We start from the raw sequence: 24,199 nt of genomic DNA, 5'->3' as shown, positions 1-24,199 counted from the left end.
TGGTATTTAAATTTGTTTGCCTAAATTATGTTTCTAAACATTCAAATTTTATTGGGTAACATTATATATCAAAAATGAGACTTTAGTCTCATTTTTTTAAAATATTTCACAATTAATAATTTATTATTTAAAATGAAAGAAATGGCGTAAAATTAATATAAGTCAAAAAACACTGTTATGAACAAATTTGAAACTAGTTCTTTGAACAACTTTACAAGTCTTAAAAAAAAGAATTATGAGCGACTATTAGAGATTGCTTTGGACTCATTAGAAAATGGAATTGAACCTACGATTACTGAGTTAGCTGATAAATCAGGAATCTCAAGATCGACTGCTTATCGCTATTTTCCAACACAAAATGATCTGATATCGGCAGTGGTTAATCGTTCACTTGATCCTATTTTACAATGGCATACAGACGAACAAAATATAAGCCAAAGAGTTAATGAATTCATATCGTTTGCTTATACTGAAATGATAAAACATGAAGGTGCTATAAGAGCGACGATGCGATTATCTTTGCAACAATGGGCGAATGAGCGTTCTAAATCAGCACCTAATACAACAAAACGAGTACGGGAAAATCGTAAAGAGGTAATTTCGAAATTATTACAACCGTTACAATCACAGCTTAGTGAAGAGCAATATAATAAAGTCATTTATACCATATCAATCATCTGTGGTTCGCAAATAACGGTTTTAAAAGATGTTTGGAATTTAGATGATTCATATATTATATCGCTTTCTCAATGGATAGCTAACGCTATCATTAATCAAGCGAAAAATGATGCTAACACTTAACGTATTTTTTTCCTATTCCTTTCTAAGTTTTTAAAACGAAAAATCATTCAAAACACTGCCATATTAGACAGTGTCTTTCTTTTATAACTATAAATTTTAGAAACAGATATTTTTTTAATGGTATTGAATTGGTTGTTGGTTTTGTTCATCGTGAACTAAAAACAAACAGGTATTGCTGGTTAAAACGGCTTGTTGTAAACGCAGTTTATCTTGCTCATTAAGATCATTAACACATGCAACTACATAACTACAGGTTTTACTTTGTAATGCTTTCTCAATAGTAGATACTAAATTTTCATTATTCAAATTAGCTAAATGAACAACTTTTTCTTTATCTAATCCAGCAGTATTCACCCATGAACGTTTTAGCATCGGACGATCTGATAGCCATAATTGCCATTTTTTCTCTTTATTAAATGAACGTAATAAAGGTCGCTGTTGTTGTAACACCTGTTGAAAGGGTGTTTCAAAATTGATAGCCATAAGTTGTGGTGAAGAATGTTCAATAAGCATAAAAACCTCGATACTGTTTGCATATACAGTGTATATTAATACAGTAATTTGAGGTTGTAAATACTATTTGTGATCATTTTTTATATTGTTTTGGGTTAATATACCTTCATGAACGAAAAAATTGATAGGTAAAAAAGCCTAAAAATGTCATTAAAACTGAGCCAGTAACATGAACAGCAATGGTCGCTAATCCCCAACCAATACGACCTTCTTGAAGAAAGTTAACAATTTCAGCTGAAAATGTTGAAAAAGTAGATAATCCACCACAAAAACCTGTAATTATCAGCAATCGCCACTCAGCAGAAAGATTTGCATGATTAAAAAAAGCAATTGCAAAACCAATAATATAACCAGCGATCAAATTAGAAAATAATGTACCTAAAGGAATAGCAAAAGCAATGACATTGAATTTTAACGATAAGAACCAGCGAAGCAATCCTCCGAAAACTGAACCGATTGAAATAGCTAAAATAAGTTTCAACATAAATGGGCAACCTTTAAATCATAAATTAAATCCGATCATATCAGTAGAGCATCCAATTGGATATCTTTTTGAAGATAAAATCATTCATTTATTAAATATTCGATTTCAATCGTTATTATTTTTTACTGGTTTGCGCTAAAATATTTAGCTAAATGATTAAATATAAAGGTTATGATAATGTTTACAGGAATCGTACAAGGTGTTGGTCAGATTATTTGTATCACAGATCGAGACGAATTAAGAACCTATAAAGTCAAACTTCCACACAACTTAACAAATAATATTGAAATTGGGGCATCAATAGCAAATGATGGCTGTTGCTTAACTGTAACCGGAATTGAAAATGATTGCGTAACCTTTGACATTATGCAAGAAACCCTTGCTTTAACTACTCTCGGCAATAAGAAGCAAAATGACTTTGTTAATATTGAACGAAGTGCTAAATATGGTGATGAAATTGGTGGGCATGTAATGTCTGGACATGTCTCTTGTACTGCAACCATTATCGATATCCAAAAAACAGCTACCAACTGTCAAATGACCTTAGCTATGCCTGAAAAATTTATGAAATATGTGCTATATAAAGGCTTTATTGGTATAGACGGCGCAAGTTTAACCGTTGGTGAGGTTAAAGATAACCATTTTAACATTCACCTGATCCCAGAAACCTTATCGATTACTACTCTGGATACCAAAAAAGTAGGGGATAGTGTTAATATCGAAATTGATTCACAAACTCAAGCTATTGTCGATACGGTTGAACGCGTATTAGCAAAATAAATGATTGAGCACAAAAGATTATTTAATAATGGTTTATTGCAAAAAATAGACTTTTTATTGAAATAAAAGCAAACTATTAAAAGCATCAAACCATTATTATTGAATTAACTTATAACATAAGTTATTACAAACATTTATCTCTCTATATAAAATAAACTCAGCTATTTAATAGGATGAAAATATTAAAGGTATGCTTTACTATCTGAAATGAATCATTCAAATAATCATCATTCTTAATTTATTCATTAAAAAGAGATATAAAATAGTAATTTCATGTCAAATGACTAAATGTATTATCTCATTATTAAGACCTTTATAATCATCTAGATTAAGAAAAATACCCCACTTTAAGATTGCTATTTAGGCACTCAGACTTTTCAACATTGTTTATTATCACATTGGATTCCAGATTAATCTGGAAAAAAATGTAATCGTCTTATTTATTTATCTAACTATACTTTAAATCATCATGAAGGTATTACATACAGAAAAAGGAGTTGAGTAATGGAAAGACAGATCAAATTACTTAAACTACTTTTTAGCCAGTCAGAATTTAAACCGGCTGCTTTTTTTAGTTCAAAATTATTAATTTCAACTAAAACCGTATATTGCGATATTGAGAAACTAAACGAACGTTTAAAAACGATACCGAATATGGATATTCGAATCGAAAAGTCACCTCGTAAAGGATTAATTTTATTAGGTCAAAAAACGGATATTGAAACAATAATTAATTACTTAGAACAAAAAAATAGTCACAGCTATTTTAATAAAAAATCACGGCGATTAAGTCCTGAATACCGTCGCTTAGATATTGTTAAACGATGTTTATTAAATAGTGAAAACGTATCACTTGAGCAATTATCTTTTGACTATTTAGTCAGTAAAACATCATTACACAAAGATATCGAATTTATTAATCGTGCGCTTGAGCAAGAAAATATCGTATTAACCGTCACCCACAAAGGAATTCATGTTGACGGTAATGAAAATCAAATACAACGAGCGATTAAACATTTTCTCTCCTTATATATTCACAAACAAGATGACTATTATCTAAATCAATTGATGAAATCCTTTATTGGGGATGATTCGTTTGAACAGATAAATCGATTACTGTTTGAACGTTTTGAATCGGTCGTAGCACAATCTACTGAGCATTATCTATCTTCGCTACTGATATCAATTACCATACAACTTAAGAGATTGTGTTTGGGATATTCAATTCCTGAAGAAAATGATTTTTTATTTAATCATATTCGATATATGCAATCCTACTTAATTGCCTCGGAATTGGCAAAAACACTTGAGTCAACTTTTCAGGTGGCGTTTCCAACCAATGATATTAAATATTTAAGCAAACTGTTTTTTGCTCATCGAATCATTGATGAAAATATCATTGTTGATGACAGTTTTTATGAACAAATTATCTTCAGGATCATAAAAAAAATTGGTGATATTGAGAATGTAGATTTAACGGGTGATAGTAAATTGTTTAACTCTTTATTGTCACATTTTCCATCGATGATTACTCGTTTACAAAAGAAAATCCGTATTATAAATCCAATACTAGACGAGATAAAACAAGAATATTCTAAATTATTTAGTGTGTTATGGTATGCACTTTCTGACTTAGAACGTAAATTTGACATCCATTTAAATGATCATGAAATCTCATTTTTATTGATTCATTTTCAAATAGCTTTAGATAAAGCCGCGGATGCAAATAATATTGTCATTATTTGCCAATATGGATGCTCATCATCAAATTTAATTTTAAATAAAGTACGAAAACTTTTACCATCAAAAGACAATATTGAAGTCTATTCTGTTTCAAAATTAAATTCGACCAAACTTAGTAATGTCGATTTAATCATCACTACACTTGATATCAACAACATTAATAAACCAATTGTCAAAATATCGTCATTATTAAACAATCAAGATTACCAAAATATTATCCAAGCTTACGCCAACTATGTTCTTAATAAACAACCCGATTTTTCAGACAATTACTATCCAACAACAGCTAAATTCGTTAAAGCAGATTTAATTGAATTAAACGTTGATATTCAGCACAAAAATGAATGCCTTAACTTACTGATTAATAAGCTTGAAGAGAAAGGATTTGTAACTAAAAACTATCGTGATTCAGTGTTATATCGTGAAGAAATCGGTGATACCTCGATTGAAAATGGAATTGCTTTACCACATGGTTCACCAATGTTTGTTATCAAATCAAGCATATCAATCATGACATTAAAACAACCGATCAAATGGGGCATGATTGATGTCAGCATCATTATCATGGTTAGTCTTTCGGAGAACAATATTAATAGTATTAATGACGTTTTCACTGAAATTTATGAAATAGTCTCGAATAAACAGGCAATTTCATCCTTAAAAAATCTCACAAACTTTAAACAACTTAAACTATTTTTGGACAATCAAAGAGGAATCAAGAATGTACTTTGATCAGCATTTATGCCTATTCAATATTGAGGCAAAAACTAAAGAAGAGATCTTAACAACAATGGCACAAATGTTATTTTCACATGGAATTGTTAAACAAGACTATTTAGATGGAATTTTGCAAAGAGAAAAACAATATCCAACAGGATTATTAATTAATTCCGTCGGTTTTGCCATACCACACACTGATTCTTCAAAAGTTAATCAGTCACAAATTTGCTTTGCATCCCTAAAAAATCCAATCATTTTTTCTGGTATGACTGATGATAAAGAACAAATCCCAGTCAAATTCATTTTTATGCTAGCAATGAAGCAGCCACATGAGCAAATTGAAAATTTACAAAACCTTATTGGCTTATTTCAAAATGATGAGCAAATAAAATTATTAGAAAAGTGTCAATCAATTAACGAATTTACCTCTATTTTAAATAGCGCAGGCGTTAAATAGGGTTGATTAATTTTATCAAGGAGTTACAAATGGATAGTGTCATTAATATTTTTCAATGGTTAATAGATCTTGGTGGAGTGGTTTTTTTACCAATCATCATTTTTATCATAGCCTTATTTTTTAGAGTCAGTTTTTCCAAAGCGATAATGTCGGGTATTACCGTCGGTATCGGTATCGTTGGTCTTGGATTAGTTATCGGTTTACTATCTGACACTTTAGGTGTTGCCATTCAAAAAATGGGTGAACAGTATGGAACATCATTAAGTATTATGGATATTGGTTGTGGAGTAGGTGGGCCATTGGCATTCTCAACGACATTGGGGTTATTGCTAATTCCAGCATCATTAATTATCAATTTCTTATTTATCTCACTCGGTTGGACTCGAACTTTAAATGTCGATATCTGGAATTTCTGGTTTGCGATTTTCCTAGGTTTAGTGGCGTATTCAGTCACAGGTGAATATTGGGTTGGTATCATTGGTTGTATAACTGCAGTAATGTTGCAATGGTTTTTAGCCGATCTATTACAGAAACCAATAAGCTCATTTTTTGGTTATCCTGGCATTGCTATTACTCACCTCATGGCATTATCGGGTGCAATTGTCGCAATCCCATTAAATTGGATCTTTGACCGAATTCCAGGTTTAAATAAATTAAATGCCGATTCAGAAACGCTAACCAAACGTTTCGGTATCTTTGGTGATACTGTTGTTATCGGATTAATCATCGGTATTGTCGTTGGGATTTTAGCCAATTATGATGTTCCAAAAATTGGTCAGCTAGGTATTTCAACTGCTGCAATCATGAAAATTATGCCAAAAATGGTTGCAATGTTTATGGAAGGCTTACTTCCTGTTGCTGACGCTGCGCGTGAATTTACTAGCAAAAAACTTAATGGAAAACAAGTAAACATCGGAATGGATGCCGCGTTAACTGTTGGTCATCCTGCGGTAATGGCAACTGCGTTAATCATGGTGCCAGTATCATTACTACTTGCTTTGATCTTACCGGGTAACAAAGTACTACCTTTTGGTGATTTAGCCTTCTATGCGTTTGGCATCTGCTTAATGGTACCGTTTTTTAAAGGTAATATTATTCGTTCAATCCTTGGTGGCACCATTTACCTAGTTATCTGCCTATATATGGCAACTTGGCTTGCACCAGTCATCACTGATGTATTCCATCTAGCTAATTATGATGTAGGTACGGCTGGTATTGTTACTGTAATTTTATGTGGATTATGGCCTGTAACACTATTTGTACTGCTATTAACCCATATCGGATACCTTGGCCTAATTGGTTTAGCTCTCGTAATCCTTTGCTTGCTTATCTATATCAACAAAATCAAAAAAATTGAAATGTATTAAAAGGAAATAGTCATATGAAAAATTTACTCATAATGTGTGGGGCAGGTCACGCAACTTCAACTATTGCAGTAAGCAAAGTCACTAAATGGCTTAGTGATGAAAAATTAACAGATCAAGTGAAAATTTATCAATCTAAAATTGCTGATGAACTTAATAAAATCGACTCTTATGACGTTGTGGTGAGTACCACCATCGTACCAGATTCAATTAAGGCTAAAGTCATCAACGGTTTACCATTACTTACTGGTGTAGGATTGAATGAGTTTTTTGCAGAGTTAAAAAAACGTTTAGCTATTTAATTGAAAAGCATCATTAAGTATTTATAACGACCGCCTCATTGACTTTCGTTAACTGAAATAACAAAGTTAATGAGGCTGCAATAAGGAATAAAGCAATATGAAAATTATTCATCATGCCATTGAGATCAATACTGTTGCTGGCAGACACTCTTACCATGATATTACTGAAGAATTAAATCAATTTGTTAAGCAATCCAATATCGAAAATGGTCAGTTAACCATAGCTACCACACATACAACCTGCTCACTATTTTTTGAAGAGTGTATGCATGACACTAATTTTTTTGGGGATGAGTTTCTTCATGTCGATATCAACAATACCTTAGAAAAAATTGTACCACGCATGACCAGTGAAAATCAGTACAACAGCCCAGGTCCAAAGCATGTTGAATTTGGTTTAGGACTTAGTGATCCCAATTATCCAGCAGAAAAATGGGTTATGCTAAATACTGATGCTCATATCAAATCATCACTTTTTGGTCATTTCTCATTGGTGTTGATCATTAAAGATGGTTCGCCACTATTAGGGCAATTAGGAAAAATCTATTTTGTTGACTGGGATGCGCTTCGTGAACGAAAACGTAATGTCAATTTTATGTTGATGGGCTGTTAATAAGAGGGAATAATTATGATACTGTCTCCATCACTATTTAATTCTGATCTTTATCAGATTAAAAAAAACTTGGAAAAATTGAAATCATTGGGTATTCGTCAATTACATATTGACGTGATGGATAATCACTATGTACCAAATCTTGGTTTTAATGCAAGCTTTGTCAAAGATTTAAAAACACATACTGATTTCATTTTAGATTGTCATCTTATGGTCGAGAAGCCTGAGTTAGCCATAGCAGATTTTATTGATGCTAAAGCTGATATTATCACCTTTCATTACGAAGCAACGACCCATCACTCATTCATTATCAACAAAATAAAAAGTAACAATATCAAAGCTGGAATAGCTATCAATCCAAGCACACCCATTGAAAACCTTAAGCTACTCTTACCTTTTATTGATTTGGTACTCGTTATGACAATCAATCCTGGTCAAAAAAATGAAAGCTTTTTACCTTTTACCTTACAAAAAATTGAACAATTAACCCGTGAAAAGCAAAAAGGTAATTATCATTACGACATCCAAGTTGATGGTAATATTACCGACCAAACTATATCACCATGCATTGCCGCTGGAGCAAATAGCATTGTATCGGGTGGATTCATCTTTAAAAATAATGCCATAGAAAGCAATATTGAAAAATTAAAAATGGCAATAAAATAGGAATAAAACAGTGACTATCAAAAATGTACTTAGCAATATATTGACAGAAATATCGGCTCAGCAAGGTAATTTAAATGAAGATCAACTTCAGGAATTTAAAAACGCTATTATTTCCGCAAAACATATCTTTTTAGCAGGAACCGGCCGATCAGGATTAATGATTAGTGCATTTGCTAATCGATTAATGCATTTAGGTTTAAATGTGAGTTTAATAACTGAAATCAGCAAACCTAAAGCAAATGTTGGCGATTTATTGATTTTAGGATCTAATTCTGGGGAAACTAAAAGCCTCATTGCTTATGCTAGTCAAGCAAAAGCAATCGGTGTTAAAATAATCCTATTTACCACCAACAACAACTCAAGTTTAGCAAAACTAGCTAATAGCATTGTTGCAATTCCAATCAATGTTGTTCAATTAAATCAACCTATGGGCAGTACCTTTGAACAACTATCTCTGCTGACTTATGACAGCATCATTTATAGTCTAATGGACGATTTAAATCAAACGCCAGAATCAATGAAAAATCGACATGCCAATATTGAATAGCATTGAATCTAAAAAACTCCAAGTCTCAAACCTAAATTAGTGATGGATGCTTTTGGAGGCAAGTCCATTGCATCTACACTATATGGGATAGTTAACATTATAGCATTTAATATTTTTATAAAATTTTGAGGAACGGGGTTTTTTGATTCAAAAAAAGTTGAGGAGCGGGGTTTTTGAGGGGATGAGAATGCAAATAGCTCTTAAAAAGTTAAACCGCCATTAATTTATTTATTCAATTAACAGCGATTTTATTCCTTACAGATTGAATCACTATTTAATGCTTTTTAAATAGTCAGCAATTTCTGCAATATCTTTAGGTGTAGTTTGGCAGCATCCGCCAATCAATTTAGCACCTAATTTTAACCAAGTTGGTAATTGGTTTTTGAAAGTACAGTTGTGTTGGTGATTTTTATGCCATTGTTTGGTGGTTGGATCATACTGTTCACCTGAGTTTGGATAAACAATCAAAGGTTTTCTAGTTAAGGTTTGTAATACGGTTAATGCGGCAGTTACTTCTTCTAAGGCAATGCAATTAATACCAACACTAACCACTTGATCAACGTTATTTAGATAATCGATCACTTCTTTTAATGGAGTGCCATCGCTAAGGTGATTAGCATCTTTTAAGGTAAATGAGAACCATGCTGTCATTGTTGGATACTGTTTCAGTACTTTAACAAGCGCTTTAATTTCAGCAAAATTGGGTAAGGTTTCGCAAGCTAGGATATCGGCTTTGGCATCGATTAGTGCTTGTATTCGGATCTGATGAAACTCGATAAATTCTTCTTCACTTAATTGGTAGTTGCCTGTGTATTCTGAACCATCAGCTAAATAAGCACCATAAGGACCAACTGAACCAGCTATAAATAGTGATTTATTTTTACCAATCTGAGTTAAATATTGCTCTTTTGCTTGTTGAGCCAGCTCGACACTTTTTTTGATAAGCTTTATAGATTCATCTAAAGATATCCCTTTTTTAGCGAAGCCCAATGGTGATGCTTGATAGCTGGCAGTGGTTGCACAATCTGCACCAGCTTTAAAGTAGTCATAATGAACTTGCCTAATCAGATCGGGTTGTTCTATTAATACTTTGGCTGACCACAAACTATCATTAAGATCACAGCCACGGCGCTGTAACTCACTAGCTAAAGCACCGTCAATTATAATATTTTGGTTGAATGATATTGGATTAGACATTATCGGTTTACTCGTTGTTGATAAGCTCGGGTAACATGATAGGCGATATAGCAAAACACCACAAATGGAATACCACAATAAAGCGCGATGCGCTGTTCTGGATCGAATGCCAAACCAACACAAGCAACTAAGCATAGAATAAAGCCTAAAATTGGTACTAATGGGTATAAAGGTGCTTTATATTTGAGACCTTCAATGTCAGAAGATGAAAGTTGTTTTCTAAAAAAGTAATGAGAAGCACAAATACTTAACCAAACCGCCACCACAGCAAATCCAGAAATCGCGGTTAGGCCGACAAACACCGTATCTGGGGCGATGACACTAGAAAACAGCGCTAATAAACCGCCAATCATACTAACGGCAATAGCTGTGGTTGGAATACCTTTTTTATTTAGTTTACTAAAGTATTTAGGTAATGTACCTTGATTGGATAATGACCATAACATCCGACCAGAAGCATATAGACCAGAATTAGCGGCGGATAGAATAGCGGTTAAAATAACAAAATTCATAATATCAGCCGAATAGGGGATACCAATACTTTCGAACACTTCAACAAATGGACTTTTGATTACACCAGCTTGCTCCATTGGTAGTAGCGCTGCTAATACAAAAATTGTACCGACGAAAAAGATGATTAATCTGAAAATAGTGGTTTTAATCGCTAATGGAATTGATTTTTCAGGCTGATGGGTTTCACCAGCAGCTATACCAATAAGTTCGGTTCCAGAAAAAGCAAAATTAACTGATACCATGGTCATAATTATTGGCGTAATACCATTAGGGAACCAGCCATACTCGGTAATATTATGTAAAAATGGAGCTGGCATATCATTTTTCATCGGAATTATGCCAAAAATAGCTGCGCTTCCGGCAATGATAAATACTACGATAGTGATGACTTTTATTATCGAAAACCAAAACTCACTTTCGGCAAAAAATTGTGCAGTAATTATATTCAACATAAAAATGACTAAGCAAAAAACTAAACACCACTGCCATACAGGGACTTGCGGGAACCAGTATTGCATACACAATCCGGCAGCGGTAAAGCTTGAGCCTAATGCGACAGTCCAAGTTAACCAATAAAGCCAGGCTACCGTATAGCCTGTAGCAGGGCTGATAAATCGAGATGCATAGGTATGAAAGGCACCCGTTTCAGGCATAGCCACAGCAAGTTCACCTAAACATAACATGACAAGATAAACGACTAATGCGCCAATTAAATAGGCAATGATTGCACCAATTGCGCCAGCAGTGGCAATAATATAACCGGTATTAAAAAATAGACCGGTCCCAATTACACCACCTAAAGATAGCATAATTAAATGCCGAGTTTTCATGGTGCGTTTAAATTGATTTTCATTACTAACAGAAGAATGTTTATTCATAAAATTTATTTTCAGTTAAAGTAAAAGAATTCATAATTCTAAGTAAGTTGAATTATGATTTAAATATTCATCTATCATTGTTTAAACAAATACTTCATTTTGTGATTTGATATAACTAATCAAATAATATGTATCGGATTTACAAATAAATTGTTTATTGAAGCTATCCCGCCAAAAGGTGGCGGGATAAATTAGTGATAAAGAGTTTAACTTTTAAAAATGGTTTTGAAGCTCTTGAAAACTCATTTTTTTGCCATTAAGGTTGAATTGACCACTTTGTTTAGTGTATTCAATTTCAGTGAATATACCTTCCACATCTCCTTTTTTAAATAAAATTGCTGGATATGGAGATCTATTAAAAGATCTTTCAACGATGAATTGCATTTGTTTAGCATCAGACTCAAATTGTTGTTCAGAAATATTTTCATTTTCTGGATTATCAAATTGAGTCTTAATACGTGCTATAACTTTGTATGGTGCATCAAGATTTACTTTAAATTGGTTAAGTTGATCGATATTTTGAGCCAATCTGAAACTTGACATTATAGTGAAATCAGAAACATCAAAAAATGCGCTGTAGTTAAAATCACCGGCTGCATTGTGCCAATTGACTTTTTTGATGTTTATTTTGGTATTAGGTGAACTATGTTTAATTTTAGCTAAAAACGGCGCTGCTTCCGGGTAAATTTCTAAAAAAGATTTATCTAATCCTTCAAAATCAAATTCAAACGAACCATTACCTATGTCTTGTTTACCATATTTAAATGAACCAATCTTGAATGCAAAATCACCATTTAAGCCACTCTCTTTTGCTTCTAACACATAATTCCAAGCTAAATTTTTCAGAGAAATTTCTGGTGTATCTCTGGCCGATTCAAAATTAAAATAGAAATCATCAACGCTAGCATTTAAAGTATATTTATTTTGAAAATCTGCATCGTTAACAACTTTTAAATTGGTTATTTTTAATTGATTATCTGCATCATGTTGATAATTAATTTTACTTGCTTCAATCGAAATTGATGGGGCAACAAAATTAATGTTTCCTGAAGCACGCCAATTTATCTCACCAAGATCAAGTTTACCATCAGCATCTTCAACTCCGATATCTTTCAAATCAAGTACAATTGGTTGAGTTGATATGTTATAGTCTATGAAGTCAGAGTAAGACAGGCTTATATGACCTTTCATAAATGGCTGATTGCCCGCTTTTTTCCATAAATCAGGATTAAATTGTTCACTATTTTGAAATTCAACCCAAGCTTGTTGTGGTGTGAATACACCATTTTTTAAAGCTTCAATCGGAAAAGGCCCATGATGAATAATCACATCATCATCGTATAATACAACTGTTTTTGAGTTTTCAATGTTTGTTACAGCTATTTTTATGTGTGTTTTAGTTGAGAAAAGGCTTTTTTCGTCATTTGTATGCGTGATTTGTACATTAAAATTATCTTGTAAACTATTAACTTTTTGGGTTAAATTTTTTAATGTGCCATCAAGACCATTTTCAATTACATTTCCGGTATACCATGCAGTACCAACATACCCCAAACCTAATATTGCAATAACACCAACTGCTAATTTTGTTTTCTTCATTTTTACTCTCTTAATTTCTATTACTTGTTAGTTACTTTTCTAAAATTAATAATTTTTACTGCTTTTTACTTCGGGTTTAAGACTAATTGGGTTTTAATTCATTATTATTTTAATAGTTCCAATACATCACTTTTATTATAAATTTTTCCATTAATATTAACATCATTGCTATCTTGAAGTATATCAATAAATAAACCTTGCTCTCCGTCTTTACTAAAGGTAAATAATGGCGAATCATTAGACATATGTGCCAAAATGTCTTGGACTATTTTTTTAGATTTATTAAATTGATCCTCTGTTATACCACTATTATTAGGAGAATAATATTGAGCAAATGTACGCGCTAGTACGTTAAGCGGGGCGTTCACGTGTAATGTAAAGTTATTGATGTTATCTAACGGATCGTTAATTATATAAATTTTATTAAGATTAGTAACATCAAGTAAACCTTTGATATTGATGTCACCATTATCATTATGTAAATTTAATTTTTTTAACTCAAATCGACTATTGATAGGTTGATTATATTGAGTATCTTCATCGATAAACGCTGCACCAAATTCCGCCTTATCTAACCCTTGATAATCAATATTTATTTCTGCTTTTCCTAACTCTTGTTGTCCATATAAGATCGAGTCAATACTACCGCTAAAAAAGCCATTTAGAGTACGGCTATCACCAAAATTAACTTTCTGATTGACTGAAATTTTATTTACTTTTATAGCAGGTCGTTTATCGTCTGACTCAGGAATTAAGGTAAACTTATCGAGGTTAGCTTGTAAGGTTATATTTTGATTATTGGAATCAATAGTGCTATCTACTTTTAGATTGTTTATTAAGAAAGTGTCATTATTGGACTTAGTAAAGTCATAATCAGGATTGAAAAAAGCATCTCTTAGATTTGTATTTAAAGAATCTAAACTCAATAAATAATGAGTATTTGTTGATTGTTTTTCGCCAGCAAACTCAATGTGAAGCTTATCTAAAGTGAAATATACATTAGCTTTTTTGGTGTGAAATCTATCTAAATCCAGCGTTATCGAAGGTATAGGGGAATCATTATTACTAATAAATGTAAAACTACCATTACCTAATTCGTATTCAAGATTAATATTAGTTTCGAACTCCCTTTTTTCACTAAATTTTCGACTAAAAAGTTTCATGATCAGATTATTACTATAATCCAAACTAATGTAGCCAGTAATAAATGGTTGATTTCCCATAGCTTCCCATAACGCAGGTTTAGCTTCTTGGCTGATTTCATAATCAATCCAAGCCTGTTGTGGTGAAAATATACCTTGTTTTAAAGCTGCAATTGGGAATGGTCCATGATGAATAGTAAAATCTTTATCAGCTAACGTTAATACATCCTCTGAACTTCCATCTTTGGGTGTTAACGTCATATAGATGTGTGTTTTGGTTGAAAACAGATGTCTTTCATGATTAGAATGGGAAATGTTTAACTTAAAGATATTTTGCGCATTATTAAATTTTGCAACGGTTTCGGGTAACGTATTGTATAGTTCCTTTTCTATTACGATACCTGTATGCCATGCAATACAAATATAGCCTAATATAGCAATAGTAATAATGGTGAATATAGCAATAGTAATAATGGTTAATATTGTTTTTTTCAATTCTTATGTTCCTGTATATTTCGAGCTATTTTTCTTGATGTTCAGCAAAATCCGCTAACAAATTTTTAATATAATCAATGCGTTCAATGCGCTCTAAATCAGCTTTGAGTAATTTTAATCGATTTGTTCCTTCCAAGCGATAATTTTTTGGTGATTTTTGAATTGTTTCAATTAAATAATCAACTGAAATTTTGTTGTTAGATCCAAACTCAATAAAACCACCTTTTTCACCAAATTCAATTTTTGTAATACCTAATTTTTGTGCTTGATAACGGATTTTCGTTGTTTCTAATAAAAAAAGTACCGGATCAGGTAGCTGACCAAAGCGATCGCGCATTTCGACTTGAATATCGGTTAATTCATCTAAACTTTCGATGCTTGCAATTCGCTTATATAGTGACAATCGAGTATTGACATCGGGGATGAAATCATCAGGAATCAACATTGGTAATCGTAACTCAACTTCGGTCTGTTGATTATTGAGTAATGATTCAAGAGTCGGTTCTTTGCCTTCCTTAAGAGATTTAACGGCATCATCAAGTAATTCGATATAAAGGTTAAAACCAATTGTTTCAATCTGCCCACTTTGATCACTGCCTAATAATTCGCCTGCACCACGGATTTCAAGATCATGTGTAGCTAAAGCAAAACCAGCACCTAAGTCCTCTAATGTAGCGATAGCATCAAGACGTTTTTTAGCATCTTTACTTAGTAATTTAGGGTGTGGTGTTAATAAATAAGCGTAAGCTTGGTGATATGAGCGTCCAACTCGACCACGCAATTGATGTAATTGTGCTAAACCAAATTTATCAGCTCTTTCAATAATAATGGTGTTGGCATTAGGGATGTCGATTCCGGTTTCGACAATGGTAGTACACACCAATAAGTTGAATCGTTGATGATGAAAGTCATTCATTACGCGCTCTAAATCGCGTTCATGCATCTGCCCATGACCAACTGCAATTCGTGCTTCAGGTACCAATTCAGCTAACTTTTCAGCCACATTTTCAATATCTGATACGTCATTGTGTAAGTAATAAATTTGACCACCACGCAAAATTTCACGCAAGATGGCTTCACGAATAACTAAGTTATCATATTCTCGAACAAAGGTTTTTACCGCTAATCGGCGAGCAGGTGGTGTAGCGATAATTGAGAGATCACGCATACCACTCATTGCCATATTTAGCGTTCGAGGAATAGGGGTAGCCGTTAAGGTTAATATGTCGATATTGGCTCGCATCGCTTTAATACGCTCTTTTTGGCGAACACCAAAGCGATGTTCTTCATCAACAATTAAAAGCCCTAAATCTTTCCATTTTACATCTTCTTGTAAAAGTTTATGGGTGCCAATAACAATATCGATTTTACCTTCAGCGAGTTCTTGAATTATAGCTTGTTGCTGTTTAGCGGTTTTAAATCGTGACAAACTTTCAATGCGAATTGGCCAATTGGCAAATCTATCACAAAAACTTTCATAATGTTGCTGTGCAAGCAAAGTAGTAGGGACTAAGACTGCGGTTTGTTTATGATTTATTACCGCTAAAAATGCAGCACGAATTGCCACTTCGGTTTTACCAAAACCAACATCACCACAAACTAATCGGTCCATAGCATAAGGTGAGCACATGTCACCAATAACAGCACCAATGGCATTTTGCTGATCTTCCGTTTCTTGGTAAGGAAAAGCTTGGCAAAACAGTTCATATTGTTCACGATCTTGTTTGAATTCAAAGCCTGGCTTACTTTCACGTTCAGCATAAATATCTAACAATTCAGCTGCAACATCTCGTACTTTTTCGGCAGCTTTTTGTCTAGCTTTACTCCATGCATCAGTTCCTAATTTATTGAGTGGAGCATTTTCTTCATCACCACCAGAATAACGGCTAATTAAGTTTAGCGATGAAACGGGTACATAGAGTTTAGTATCATTGGCATAAAGTAAAATAAGGTATTCAGCAGTAATACCACCTGTTTCTAATGTGGTTAAACCAGCGTAGCGACCAACACCATGCTCAAGATGCACAACAGGCTTACCGGGTGTTAATTCTGCTAAACTACGGATTAAACTGTCAGTATTAATTGCTTGCTTGTTCTCTTTCTTACGACGAATAACTCGACGACCCAATAATTCGTTTTCAGTAATAAAGGCCAAATTTTGTTGATGATCGATAAAACCTTGTTCGCTAGCACCAATCATTAAACAATAACGGTTATCCGATTGTTGGCTAAGTTGAGTGATGGTGGTTGGATGTATTCTTATACGGCCTAATATTTCTAGCAATGCATCTTTTCGACCTTCCGATTCGACTGAAAAAATAATCTTGCCATTAAAATTTTGAGTAAATTGTTCAAAATGTGAATAGGGATTTTTCTGCTGAATCTGTATAGCCATTTCAGGCAGTAAACTAAATGGTAAATTAATACTTTTGTTCGATTCAGTGATTTGAGCGCGTGAAACCGTAATTCGTGGATAATGTTTGAAATGAGCAAAGATTTCATCGGTTTTTGACCAAATAATTGTTGGTTCTAAAAGCGGTCGCATGGGATCGACTTTTCGGCTCTCATAACGCTGTGTAATATCTTGCCAATATTTATTAGCAAACTGTTCGATGTTAGCAGTGTTAATGATCAGTGTATTAGATAAAAAATAGCTAAATAGTGGCGTGAGTGGTTCATTAAAGAATAATGCCTGCCAATATTCAATACCGGTTGGTAAAATATTTTTACTAACTTGTTGGTAGATACTTTCAGGGTCTAACCTTACTTCAAATCTCTCTCGCCATTGGCTTCTAAACAATTCTATTGATGTTTTATCAAAAGGAAACTCATGAGCAGGTAGTAGTTGAATTTCGGTAATTTCATCGAGAGTCCGTTGCGTTTCGACATCAAAGGTACGAATGCTATCTATTTCGTCGTCAAAGAAATCAATACGGTAAGGGCTTTCACTGCCCATCGGATAGATATCAAATAATGCTCCGCGAGTAGCATATTCACCATGTTCCATGACTTGACTAACAGAACGATAACCCGCATTTTCAAGTTGCAAGCGTAGATTTTCCCGACTTATGGCTAAGCCTTTTTTCATCATAAAGACATGCCCACCTAAATAGTTCTGCGGGCAGACTTTTTGCATAAGCGTATTAATTGGTAAGATTAATGCACCTTTGGTCAAATGCCCTAGATTATATAGGCAAGATAATCGTTCTGACACGATATCTTGGTGCGGTGAAAAGCTATCATAAGGGAGCGTTTCCCAATCGGGGAAGAAGATCGACGGATAGTGTGAAAATTGTTTTAGCTCTTCATGAAGACGAGTTGTTTGTTGCATATCATCTGTAACAATCACGACTAAACCATCATGTGTGTCAATGATTTGCGCACAATATTGAGATAATGAAGAACCGACAAGTTGACCAACTTGTTTAACTTCACCTGATTTTTTAGGAATGATGCTAGAAATATTATTAGGCATGTTGGAATAATAGATAATTGCGACAAAGTTATCGTGATATTATAACGTAATTATATGGTTGTTTTCTATAACTGTTTAATCCTGTATGATAAGCAACTAAAATTTTAAAAGTTGATTGAAAACTTCAGGTATTTAATAACTATTATGTCAAAGATATTTCGTCCATTAGTATTTTATATCGGTTTACGCTATGTATATGGGCAAAAAAACGATGGTTTTGGCCGCTTTGTTTCCTGGCTGTCTATGATTGGAATCATGCTTGGTTCTATCGGTTTAATTGTGGTATTGTCGGTAATGAATGGGCTGGAAGAGCAGATGCAAAATAGTATCTTAAAGTTTTTTCCTCAAGCACAAATTACCTCTAAAACAGGTAAAATTGATTCTAGTATTATTACTTCACCACAATTTGAAAATATCCAAGGTGTTGAGCGGATAACGCCGATTATTACAGGTGATGTGGTTTTACAAAGTCAACAAAGTATCACGGTCAGCACCTTAATGGGGATTACTGCTGACGACCACGATCCGATTGAAGATTATGTTTATGCTGGTTCAATCGACACCTTACAGGTAGGCAGCTATAATGTAATATTAGGGCAGACGTTAGCCGATCAATTGGGTGTGATAGTTGGCGATAAGATTCGCTTGATGGTCACCGATGCCAGTCAGATTACACCAGTAGGGCGTATTCCTTCCCAACGTTTATTTACCGTGAGCGGGTTGTTTTCCGTTAATCATGATATCAATCAAGCGTTAATTTATATCAATCAAACTGATGCTAGAAATTTATTACGTTATCCTGCTAATAATATTAGTGGCTGGCGTCTATTTTTAGCTCATCCACTTGAAATTTCATCAGTAACAAAAAATCCATTACCTGAAGACTTGGTGTTTACCGATTGGCGAGCAAAACGTGGTGAGCTGTTCCAAGCTATTAAGATGGAAAAAAATGTGATGGGGCTGTTGATTAGTTTAATTGTAATTGTTGCGGCATTTAACATTATTACTTCGCTTAGCTTATTAGTTATGGAAAAACAAGGCGAAGTGGCCATATTAAAAACGCAGGGTTTATCACGCTTTAAGATTATGCTGATTTTTATTATTCAAGGTGCTAGTTCAGGTGTCATTGGAACTTTATTAGGTAGCGCCATTGGTTTGTTACTAGCCTCATATTTAAATGAGTTGATGTCGGTGCTTGGTTTATCCTTTGCTGGTATTGAATTACCAACGCTAGTTGAACCTGCACAAATTATATTTATTATTTTCGGATTACTTATGTTATCGCTAATTTCAACTATTTATCCTGCATATCGTGCAGCCAATATCCAACCAGCCGAGGCTTTACGTTATGAATAATTCACAGCCACTTCTTTCAGCTAAAAATCTCTATAAAACCTATAAAGAAGGCAAAATGGTGACCGAGGTATTAAAAGATGTCTCGTTTGATATCTATCCTAAATCATTGCTGGCAATTATTGGTAGCTCTGGTTCAGGTAAAAGTACTTTATTGCATTTGCTTGGTGGGTTAGACAAACCAACTTCAGGTGAAATCACATTTAAATCTCAACAACTGAATCGCTTATCAGAACAAGAAAAAGCACATTTGCGTAACCAAGAAATTGGATTTGTATATCAGTTCCACCATCTATTGCCTGACTTTACTGCGCTTGAAAATGTAGCAATGCCTTTGTTGATTGGAGGCACTTCGCCTAGCGAAGCTAAAAAACGCGCTATGGCGATGTTAGAGTCGGTAAATCTAGTTAAACGTGCTAATCATCGTCCATCTGAACTATCAGGTGGTGAACGTCAACGCGTTGCGATAGGACGAGCGTTGATTAATAATCCGGCACTAGTAATGGCTGATGAACCAACGGGTAACTTAGATAAATCAACAGCTGATTCAATTTTTGAGTTACTGATAAAACTTAATCGTGAACATGGTACGGCTTTTTTAGTGGTTACGCATGATCTCGCTTTAGCAAATCAACTCGATCATCAATTGATTATGAGTGATGGGCAGTTGTCTCATTCGGTGAAATAAAGGTAAATGAATTATGAATTTATCATTAATCACAGCCATAAAATTCCGTAAAGGACGCCGTAAAAGCGGTATGGTTTCGTTGATATCAATTATTTCAACTCTGAGCATTGCTATAGGTATTGCTGCGCTGATCATTGGCTTAAGTGCCATGAATGGTTTTGAGCGTGAATTAAATGATCGAGTTTTATCGGTCGTGCCTCATGGACAAGTTTATTCTCATATGGGCAATTTGGAAAATTGGGAGCATATTCAAACTGAACTGCAAGAAAATAAACGTATTGTATCTGCCATGCCGTTTGTTAGTTTTACGGGATTGATTGAAAATGGTAGCAAGCTTGGTGCGGTTGAAGTACAAGGGCTTGACCCAGAACAAGAAAAGAAGATAAGTGCATTACCTAATTATGTACTTAATAATAAATGGCAAGATTTTAAAGCCGATAATCAACAAATCATTTTAGGTGCCGGTTTAGCTAAATCACTTGCAGTTCAAGAAGGGCAGTGGGTTTCTTTGCTTATTCCGGTTTCAAACAATCCAGAACAACTTAAACCACCTCGTCGAGTTCGTTTACAAGTACATGGTATTTTAGATCTTAGTGGCTCATTGAGTAACAATGTGGCTTTATTACCTTTAACTGATTCACAAAAGCTACTCAATATTGGTGACAGCGTCACAGGATTAATGATCAATGTAGATAATGTTTATCAAGCTAGTGATATTATTGGCCAGGCAACGTTGAATCTTGAAGAGAATCTCGATTTTAATAGTTGGGAACGTACATTTGGATTTATGTATCGTGATATTCAAATGATTCGACAAATTATGTATTTAGCGATGATTGTCGTAATTGGCGTTGCTAGTTTTAATATAGTATCGACGCTAGTTATTGCAGTTAAAGATAAGCAACGAGATATCGCTATTCTTAAAACACTTGGCGCAACCAATAATCTTATAAAACGTATTTTTATTTGGTATGGTGTAATTTCAGGTTTGATTGGTAGTGTGATTGGCGTGGTGCTTGGCGTTATCGTTTCATGGCAACTTTCAAACATAATGGGTGTTTTTGAGTCGATGATGGGACATAAAATCTTAAATAGCAACATCTATTTTGTTGATTTTTTACCATCCGAAATTCATTTATTTGATGTTGTCATTGTATTTATTACAGCAATGTTATTAAGTTTGATTGCCAGCTATTACCCAGCTCGAAGAGCGTATAAAATTGATCCGGCTCGAGTGCTAAGTAGTTATTAATAAATCAGATAAAATAATAAAGGCGCAAAGTTCAATTTGCGCCTTTATTTTTAATAATTAAAACCATATGTTGTTTTATAATATTGATAAATTGAATATAACAGCAAACACGATGCCGCAAAGAGGATTAAGATTAATAGAGTGTAAATATTGCTTTGATAGCGAAATTTTTTCAAACAGACCGTAACTATTCCACCTAAAATAAACCCTGTAATCGCACCACCAATGTGCGCCATATTGTCAATAGAAGGTAACAAACCTAATCCCAGAGTCAGAAATAAACTGATTACAATAGACTTGATAGGCATCTCTTGCAGATCGGTACGATTGATGAGTGAATAGGCAAGCAGTGCAGTGATAATACCTAAGATAGCCCCCGAAGCACCACAACTAATAACACTATGACGAATGGTTGAAACGTCACTCGCTAAGCTACCAAATAAGCCGGACAATAAGTAGATACCAATAAAAGAAAATGGTGGGATCAATCGTTCTAAAACAATCCCAACACTCCATAATGCTAACATATTCATAGCAAGATGAGCTAATCCTGCATGTACAAAGATATTGGTAAATAAACGCCAATATTCACCAGAAAAAGTTAACTGAGCAACATCCGCACCCCAGTCAATCAAGAAGGCGTTTTCCATATATGTTGAAAAACCACGCGAATCAAGTAGATGAGAAATAACAAACCATGCAACATTAAGCAGAACTAAAATACTAGTAACTTTTGCTTGTTGAAATAAATATTGAAGATTTCTTAGATTGCCCATGTGGTGGAGTATCCCTTTTGAAAAAAATAAATCATAACTAAGTTAGATAGATGTGTTAATCCAGATGCTTACCTAAAATAACTAAATCACGCTTGACGCCATCAAGTTCGGCAATTTTGGGGAGTAGGGCCCAATGTTGATAATGAAGCTTTTCAAATAGTTTTATGCTAGGCGTATTGTGTCCAAAAACATAGCTAAGTATGGCTTCGATACCAATTTGCTTAGCAAATAATTCAATTTCAGTCACTATGGTTTGACCGATTTTCTTCCCTCTAAAATCTTGATGAATGTATAAACTAATTTCAACCGTTTTATCGTAAGCCGGACGGCCATAAAATGATGATAAGCTCACCCAACCACAAGGTTGATTTTGATATTTGATTAACCAAAGTGGGCGTTTTTGTGGATTATGCTGATCAAACCACGCTAAACGACTTTCAACAGACACCGGCTGTAAATCAGCTGTAACTTGGCGACTAGCAATTGTTGAATTATATACATCCACGATAAAGGGCAAATCATCTAAAGTTGCATCTGTATAAGTAATCATAAGTTTAAAAGAAAAGTGATTAGTTTGCATAATTGTAATGGCTTTGTTATGTACAAGCAACCAAAGGCGATTTAATAACTAAAAAAAGAAAATGGTTTAAAAGAATTTACCAAAAAACCCTTTCCTCAACATTTTTGACACCATTTCAATAATAAATAAATTAGCAAAAAAAGTTGAGGAGCGGGGTTTTTGAGGTTTAATTTAGCTGATTTTATGCTGATTAAAATAATCAATTATTGCTTGATTGACTGTTGAAGTTTTAATGTTTTTACGCCATATCAGATAAATATTTATTTTTAATTTTTTATCTTGGCTGTTGATCAACTTTTTATAGATAACACCATCGACTTTCATTTGTGTCATCGATTGTGGTAAAAGCATTATTGCTTTACCCAATGCAACTTCCAGTAGCATAGATAAATTATCAGCGAGTTCGGTACGACGATGTAGTGGGTGGTTTAAGCTATTGAAAACCTTTTCACACTGGTCGTAAAAAAATGGATTTAAATGTTGTTTAAACCAAAACAGAGGTAAATCAATCACATCATTAAGATTAACTTTATCTTGTTTACTGCATGGGTGATGAGCTGGTAATACTAAGGTCATGGGTTCTTGATAGATTAGTATTGAGTTTTCATTAAAATCTCTAGTTGGATAGTCGGAAACAAAGGCAAAATCAATATTGCCTTTTTGTAACTCAAGTATTAGCTCTTTAGAGGTATAGTTATGTTTATATATTTCTGTTTCATCACTAAATTTGGATAAAAACGATTTGAAATAAGGAATATAGTCAAAACTTAAGGTTTTAGTTGTTCCTATAATAACTTTTTCTAGATGCTTTGTTGATTTAACCATTGAACAAAGATCACTTAATAATTGTGTTACTTTAGATTTTAGTATTTCGCCTTCATTGGTTAATACAATATTGTGAGAGTTTCTTAAAAAAAGTGTGCTTTGTAGGGTTTCTTCCAAATTTTTAATTTGAGTTGAAAGAGGAGGTTGGCTAATACCAAGTTTTTTGGCTGCGCCAGTAAAACTAAGTTCTTCACAGACCGCAATGAAATATTGTAATTGCTTAATAGTCGGTAATCTTTTGCTGTAAATGTCCATAATTACACAGTTCTTAATACATCAATTAGTTTGGTGTCCAAATCGTCGTATAGTTTTTTAGCACGATAATCATTTAGTTATTATGAATGAGTTTTACATCTTTTGCTAATCATCATTTTTGGTTATACGATTTTCGTATAACAAAATATGTATTTTTAAATTAATTATTTGTCAGATAGTC

The 24,199-nt window shown here is 33.7% G+C and carries 22 protein-coding genes; 12 read left to right on the top strand and 10 right to left on the bottom strand.

What is annotated here, in order from left to right:
• The first annotated feature begins 177 nt into the window (after nucleotides 1-177).
• A complete protein-coding gene (locus J3U09_RS01100) occupies nucleotides 178-801 on the top strand; it encodes a TetR/AcrR family transcriptional regulator (protein WP_065563465.1) in 624 nt (207 codons plus the stop codon).
• A 114-nt stretch (nucleotides 802-915) separates the two neighbouring features.
• Here the strand turns inward: J3U09_RS01100 and J3U09_RS01095 are convergent, their stop codons facing one another.
• Together J3U09_RS01095 and crcB are read right to left on the bottom strand one after the other, a co-directional pair.
• On the bottom strand, nucleotides 916-1,314 hold the full coding sequence (locus J3U09_RS01095) for a cell division inhibitor SulA (protein WP_065734868.1): 399 nt from the start codon (nucleotides 1,312-1,314) through the stop codon (nucleotides 916-918).
• 106 nt (nucleotides 1,315-1,420) lie between these two features.
• Entirely contained in the window at nucleotides 1,421-1,798 is a 378-nt protein-coding gene (gene crcB, locus J3U09_RS01090) for a fluoride efflux transporter CrcB (protein WP_267356761.1), read from the bottom strand.
• Nucleotides 1,799-1,975: 177 nt separating this feature from the next.
• Here crcB and J3U09_RS01085 point away from each other — a divergent pair, with 177 nt between their 5' ends.
• The 8 genes from J3U09_RS01085 to hxlB all read left to right on the top strand — a co-directional run bounded on the left by J3U09_RS01085 (nucleotide 1,976) and on the right by hxlB (nucleotide 8,990).
• Nucleotides 1,976-2,578, top strand: coding sequence for a riboflavin synthase subunit alpha (locus tag J3U09_RS01085; protein WP_267356759.1), 603 nt, complete (start codon nucleotides 1,976-1,978; stop codon nucleotides 2,576-2,578).
• A 504-nt stretch (nucleotides 2,579-3,082) separates the two neighbouring features.
• Complete coding sequence (locus J3U09_RS01080) at nucleotides 3,083-5,053, top strand: BglG family transcription antiterminator (protein WP_267356758.1); 1,971 nt, start codon at nucleotides 3,083-3,085, stop codon at nucleotides 5,051-5,053.
• On the top strand, nucleotides 5,043-5,498 hold the full coding sequence (locus J3U09_RS01075) for a PTS sugar transporter subunit IIA (RefSeq protein WP_267330310.1): 456 nt from the start codon (nucleotides 5,043-5,045) through the stop codon (nucleotides 5,496-5,498). Before J3U09_RS01080 ends, J3U09_RS01075 begins: the two co-directional genes overlap by 11 nt.
• Nucleotides 5,499-5,527: 29 nt before the next feature.
• Nucleotides 5,528-6,865: a PTS galactitol transporter subunit IIC gene (locus J3U09_RS01070; protein ID WP_065563459.1), complete on the top strand. Its 1,338-nt coding sequence runs from the start codon at nucleotides 5,528-5,530 to the stop codon at nucleotides 6,863-6,865.
• A 14-nt stretch (nucleotides 6,866-6,879) separates the two neighbouring features.
• The gene (locus J3U09_RS01065) at nucleotides 6,880-7,164 is read left to right on the top strand and encodes a PTS sugar transporter subunit IIB (RefSeq protein ID WP_065563458.1); all 285 of its coding nucleotides are present in this window, start codon (nucleotides 6,880-6,882) and stop codon (nucleotides 7,162-7,164) included.
• Between the two features lie 97 nt (nucleotides 7,165-7,261).
• Nucleotides 7,262-7,777, top strand: a complete 516-nt coding sequence (locus J3U09_RS01060) for a YjbQ family protein (protein ID WP_267330311.1) — start codon at nucleotides 7,262-7,264, stop codon at nucleotides 7,775-7,777.
• Between the two features lie 15 nt (nucleotides 7,778-7,792).
• The gene (locus tag J3U09_RS01055; protein ID WP_267356756.1) at nucleotides 7,793-8,443 is read left to right on the top strand and encodes a ribulose-phosphate 3-epimerase; all 651 of its coding nucleotides are present in this window, start codon (nucleotides 7,793-7,795) and stop codon (nucleotides 8,441-8,443) included.
• 10 nt (nucleotides 8,444-8,453) lie between these two features.
• A complete protein-coding gene (hxlB, locus tag J3U09_RS01050) occupies nucleotides 8,454-8,990 on the top strand; it encodes a 6-phospho-3-hexuloisomerase (RefSeq protein ID WP_267356754.1) in 537 nt (178 codons plus the stop codon).
• 270 nt (nucleotides 8,991-9,260) lie between these two features.
• Here the strand turns inward: hxlB and mmuM are convergent, their stop codons facing one another.
• The 5 genes from mmuM to mfd form a co-directional block, all read right to left on the bottom strand.
• On the bottom strand, nucleotides 9,261-10,187 hold the full coding sequence (gene mmuM / locus J3U09_RS01045) for a homocysteine S-methyltransferase (RefSeq protein ID WP_267356753.1): 927 nt from the start codon (nucleotides 10,185-10,187) through the stop codon (nucleotides 9,261-9,263).
• Complete coding sequence (mmuP, locus tag J3U09_RS01040) at nucleotides 10,187-11,578, bottom strand: S-methylmethionine permease (protein WP_065734860.1); 1,392 nt, start codon at nucleotides 11,576-11,578, stop codon at nucleotides 10,187-10,189. The genes mmuM and mmuP overlap by 1 nt, the downstream gene beginning before the upstream one ends.
• Before the next feature lie 213 nt (nucleotides 11,579-11,791).
• Nucleotides 11,792-13,177 (bottom strand): DUF945 family protein, encoded by a 1,386-nt coding sequence (locus tag J3U09_RS01035; protein ID WP_267356751.1) that lies wholly within the window; start codon nucleotides 13,175-13,177, stop codon nucleotides 11,792-11,794.
• Nucleotides 13,178-13,281: 104 nt separating this feature from the next.
• Nucleotides 13,282-14,814, bottom strand: a complete 1,533-nt coding sequence (locus tag J3U09_RS01030; RefSeq protein ID WP_267356749.1) for a DUF945 family protein — start codon at nucleotides 14,812-14,814, stop codon at nucleotides 13,282-13,284.
• A 25-nt stretch (nucleotides 14,815-14,839) separates the two neighbouring features.
• Entirely contained in the window at nucleotides 14,840-18,289 is a 3,450-nt protein-coding gene (gene mfd / locus J3U09_RS01025) for a transcription-repair coupling factor (protein ID WP_267356748.1), read from the bottom strand.
• Between the two features lie 153 nt (nucleotides 18,290-18,442).
• Here mfd and lolC point away from each other — a divergent pair, with 153 nt between their 5' ends.
• From lolC to lolE, 3 genes are read left to right on the top strand one after another with little or no spacing between them, the layout of a single operon-like run.
• Nucleotides 18,443-19,645, top strand: a complete 1,203-nt coding sequence (gene lolC, locus J3U09_RS01020) for a lipoprotein-releasing ABC transporter permease subunit LolC (RefSeq protein WP_416380024.1) — start codon at nucleotides 18,443-18,445, stop codon at nucleotides 19,643-19,645.
• Nucleotides 19,638-20,330, top strand: a complete 693-nt coding sequence (lolD, locus tag J3U09_RS01015; RefSeq protein WP_065563449.1) for a lipoprotein-releasing ABC transporter ATP-binding protein LolD — start codon at nucleotides 19,638-19,640, stop codon at nucleotides 20,328-20,330. The genes lolC and lolD overlap by 8 nt, the downstream gene beginning before the upstream one ends.
• A gap of 13 nt (nucleotides 20,331-20,343) precedes the next feature.
• On the top strand, nucleotides 20,344-21,582 hold the full coding sequence (gene lolE, locus J3U09_RS01010; protein WP_267356745.1) for a lipoprotein-releasing ABC transporter permease subunit LolE: 1,239 nt from the start codon (nucleotides 20,344-20,346) through the stop codon (nucleotides 21,580-21,582).
• Nucleotides 21,583-21,632: 50 nt separating this feature from the next.
• Here the strand turns inward: lolE and J3U09_RS01005 are convergent, their stop codons facing one another.
• From J3U09_RS01005 to J3U09_RS00995, 3 genes are all read right to left on the bottom strand, one after another.
• Nucleotides 21,633-22,358: a rhomboid family intramembrane serine protease gene (locus J3U09_RS01005; RefSeq protein WP_065563447.1), complete on the bottom strand. Its 726-nt coding sequence runs from the start codon at nucleotides 22,356-22,358 to the stop codon at nucleotides 21,633-21,635.
• Nucleotides 22,359-22,413: 55 nt separating this feature from the next.
• On the bottom strand, nucleotides 22,414-22,938 hold the full coding sequence (locus J3U09_RS01000; protein ID WP_267330318.1) for a GNAT family N-acetyltransferase: 525 nt from the start codon (nucleotides 22,936-22,938) through the stop codon (nucleotides 22,414-22,416).
• 171 nt (nucleotides 22,939-23,109) lie between these two features.
• Nucleotides 23,110-24,018: a LysR family transcriptional regulator gene (locus tag J3U09_RS00995; RefSeq protein WP_267356742.1), complete on the bottom strand. Its 909-nt coding sequence runs from the start codon at nucleotides 24,016-24,018 to the stop codon at nucleotides 23,110-23,112.
• Between the last annotated feature and the right edge of the window lie 181 nt (nucleotides 24,019-24,199).

The organism is Gilliamella sp. B2889 (assembly GCF_026536885.1).
Taxonomy (GTDB): Bacteria; Pseudomonadota; Gammaproteobacteria; order Enterobacterales; family Orbaceae; genus Gilliamella; species Gilliamella apicola_E.
The sequence above is the reverse complement of the archived record's forward strand: the minus strand, read 5'-3'. Positions and strand labels throughout refer to the sequence as shown.

Bases quoted from the DNA above. Each gene is read 5' to 3' on its own strand.
- J3U09_RS01100 (WP_065563465.1), top strand. From the start codon at position 178: ATGAACAAATTTGAAACTAGTTCTTTGAACAACTTTACAAGTCTTAAA.
- J3U09_RS01095 (WP_065734868.1), bottom strand. From the start codon at position 1,314: ATGCTTATTGAACATTCTTCACCACAACTTATGGCTATCAATTTTGAA.
- crcB (WP_267356761.1), bottom strand. From the start codon at position 1,798: ATGTTGAAACTTATTTTAGCTATTTCAATCGGTTCAGTTTTCGGAGGA.
- J3U09_RS01085 (WP_267356759.1), top strand. From the start codon at position 1,976: ATGTTTACAGGAATCGTACAAGGTGTTGGTCAGATTATTTGTATCACA.
- J3U09_RS01080 (WP_267356758.1), top strand. From the start codon at position 3,083: ATGGAAAGACAGATCAAATTACTTAAACTACTTTTTAGCCAGTCAGAA.
- J3U09_RS01075 (WP_267330310.1), top strand. From the start codon at position 5,043: ATGTACTTTGATCAGCATTTATGCCTATTCAATATTGAGGCAAAAACT.
- J3U09_RS01070 (WP_065563459.1), top strand. From the start codon at position 5,528: ATGGATAGTGTCATTAATATTTTTCAATGGTTAATAGATCTTGGTGGA.
- J3U09_RS01065 (WP_065563458.1), top strand. From the start codon at position 6,880: ATGAAAAATTTACTCATAATGTGTGGGGCAGGTCACGCAACTTCAACT.
- J3U09_RS01060 (WP_267330311.1), top strand. From the start codon at position 7,262: ATGAAAATTATTCATCATGCCATTGAGATCAATACTGTTGCTGGCAGA.
- J3U09_RS01055 (WP_267356756.1), top strand. From the start codon at position 7,793: ATGATACTGTCTCCATCACTATTTAATTCTGATCTTTATCAGATTAAA.
- mmuM (WP_267356753.1), bottom strand. From the start codon at position 10,187: ATGTCTAATCCAATATCATTCAACCAAAATATTATAATTGACGGTGCT.
- mmuP (WP_065734860.1), bottom strand. From the start codon at position 11,578: ATGAATAAACATTCTTCTGTTAGTAATGAAAATCAATTTAAACGCACC.
- J3U09_RS01035 (WP_267356751.1), bottom strand. From the start codon at position 13,177: ATGAAGAAAACAAAATTAGCAGTTGGTGTTATTGCAATATTAGGTTTG.
- mfd (WP_267356748.1), bottom strand. From the start codon at position 18,289: ATGCCTAATAATATTTCTAGCATCATTCCTAAAAAATCAGGTGAAGTT.
- lolD (WP_065563449.1), top strand. From the start codon at position 19,638: ATGAATAATTCACAGCCACTTCTTTCAGCTAAAAATCTCTATAAAACC.
- lolE (WP_267356745.1), top strand. From the start codon at position 20,344: ATGAATTTATCATTAATCACAGCCATAAAATTCCGTAAAGGACGCCGT.
- J3U09_RS01005 (WP_065563447.1), bottom strand. From the start codon at position 22,358: ATGGGCAATCTAAGAAATCTTCAATATTTATTTCAACAAGCAAAAGTT.
- J3U09_RS01000 (WP_267330318.1), bottom strand. From the start codon at position 22,938: ATGCAAACTAATCACTTTTCTTTTAAACTTATGATTACTTATACAGAT.
- J3U09_RS00995 (WP_267356742.1), bottom strand. From the start codon at position 24,018: ATGGACATTTACAGCAAAAGATTACCGACTATTAAGCAATTACAATAT.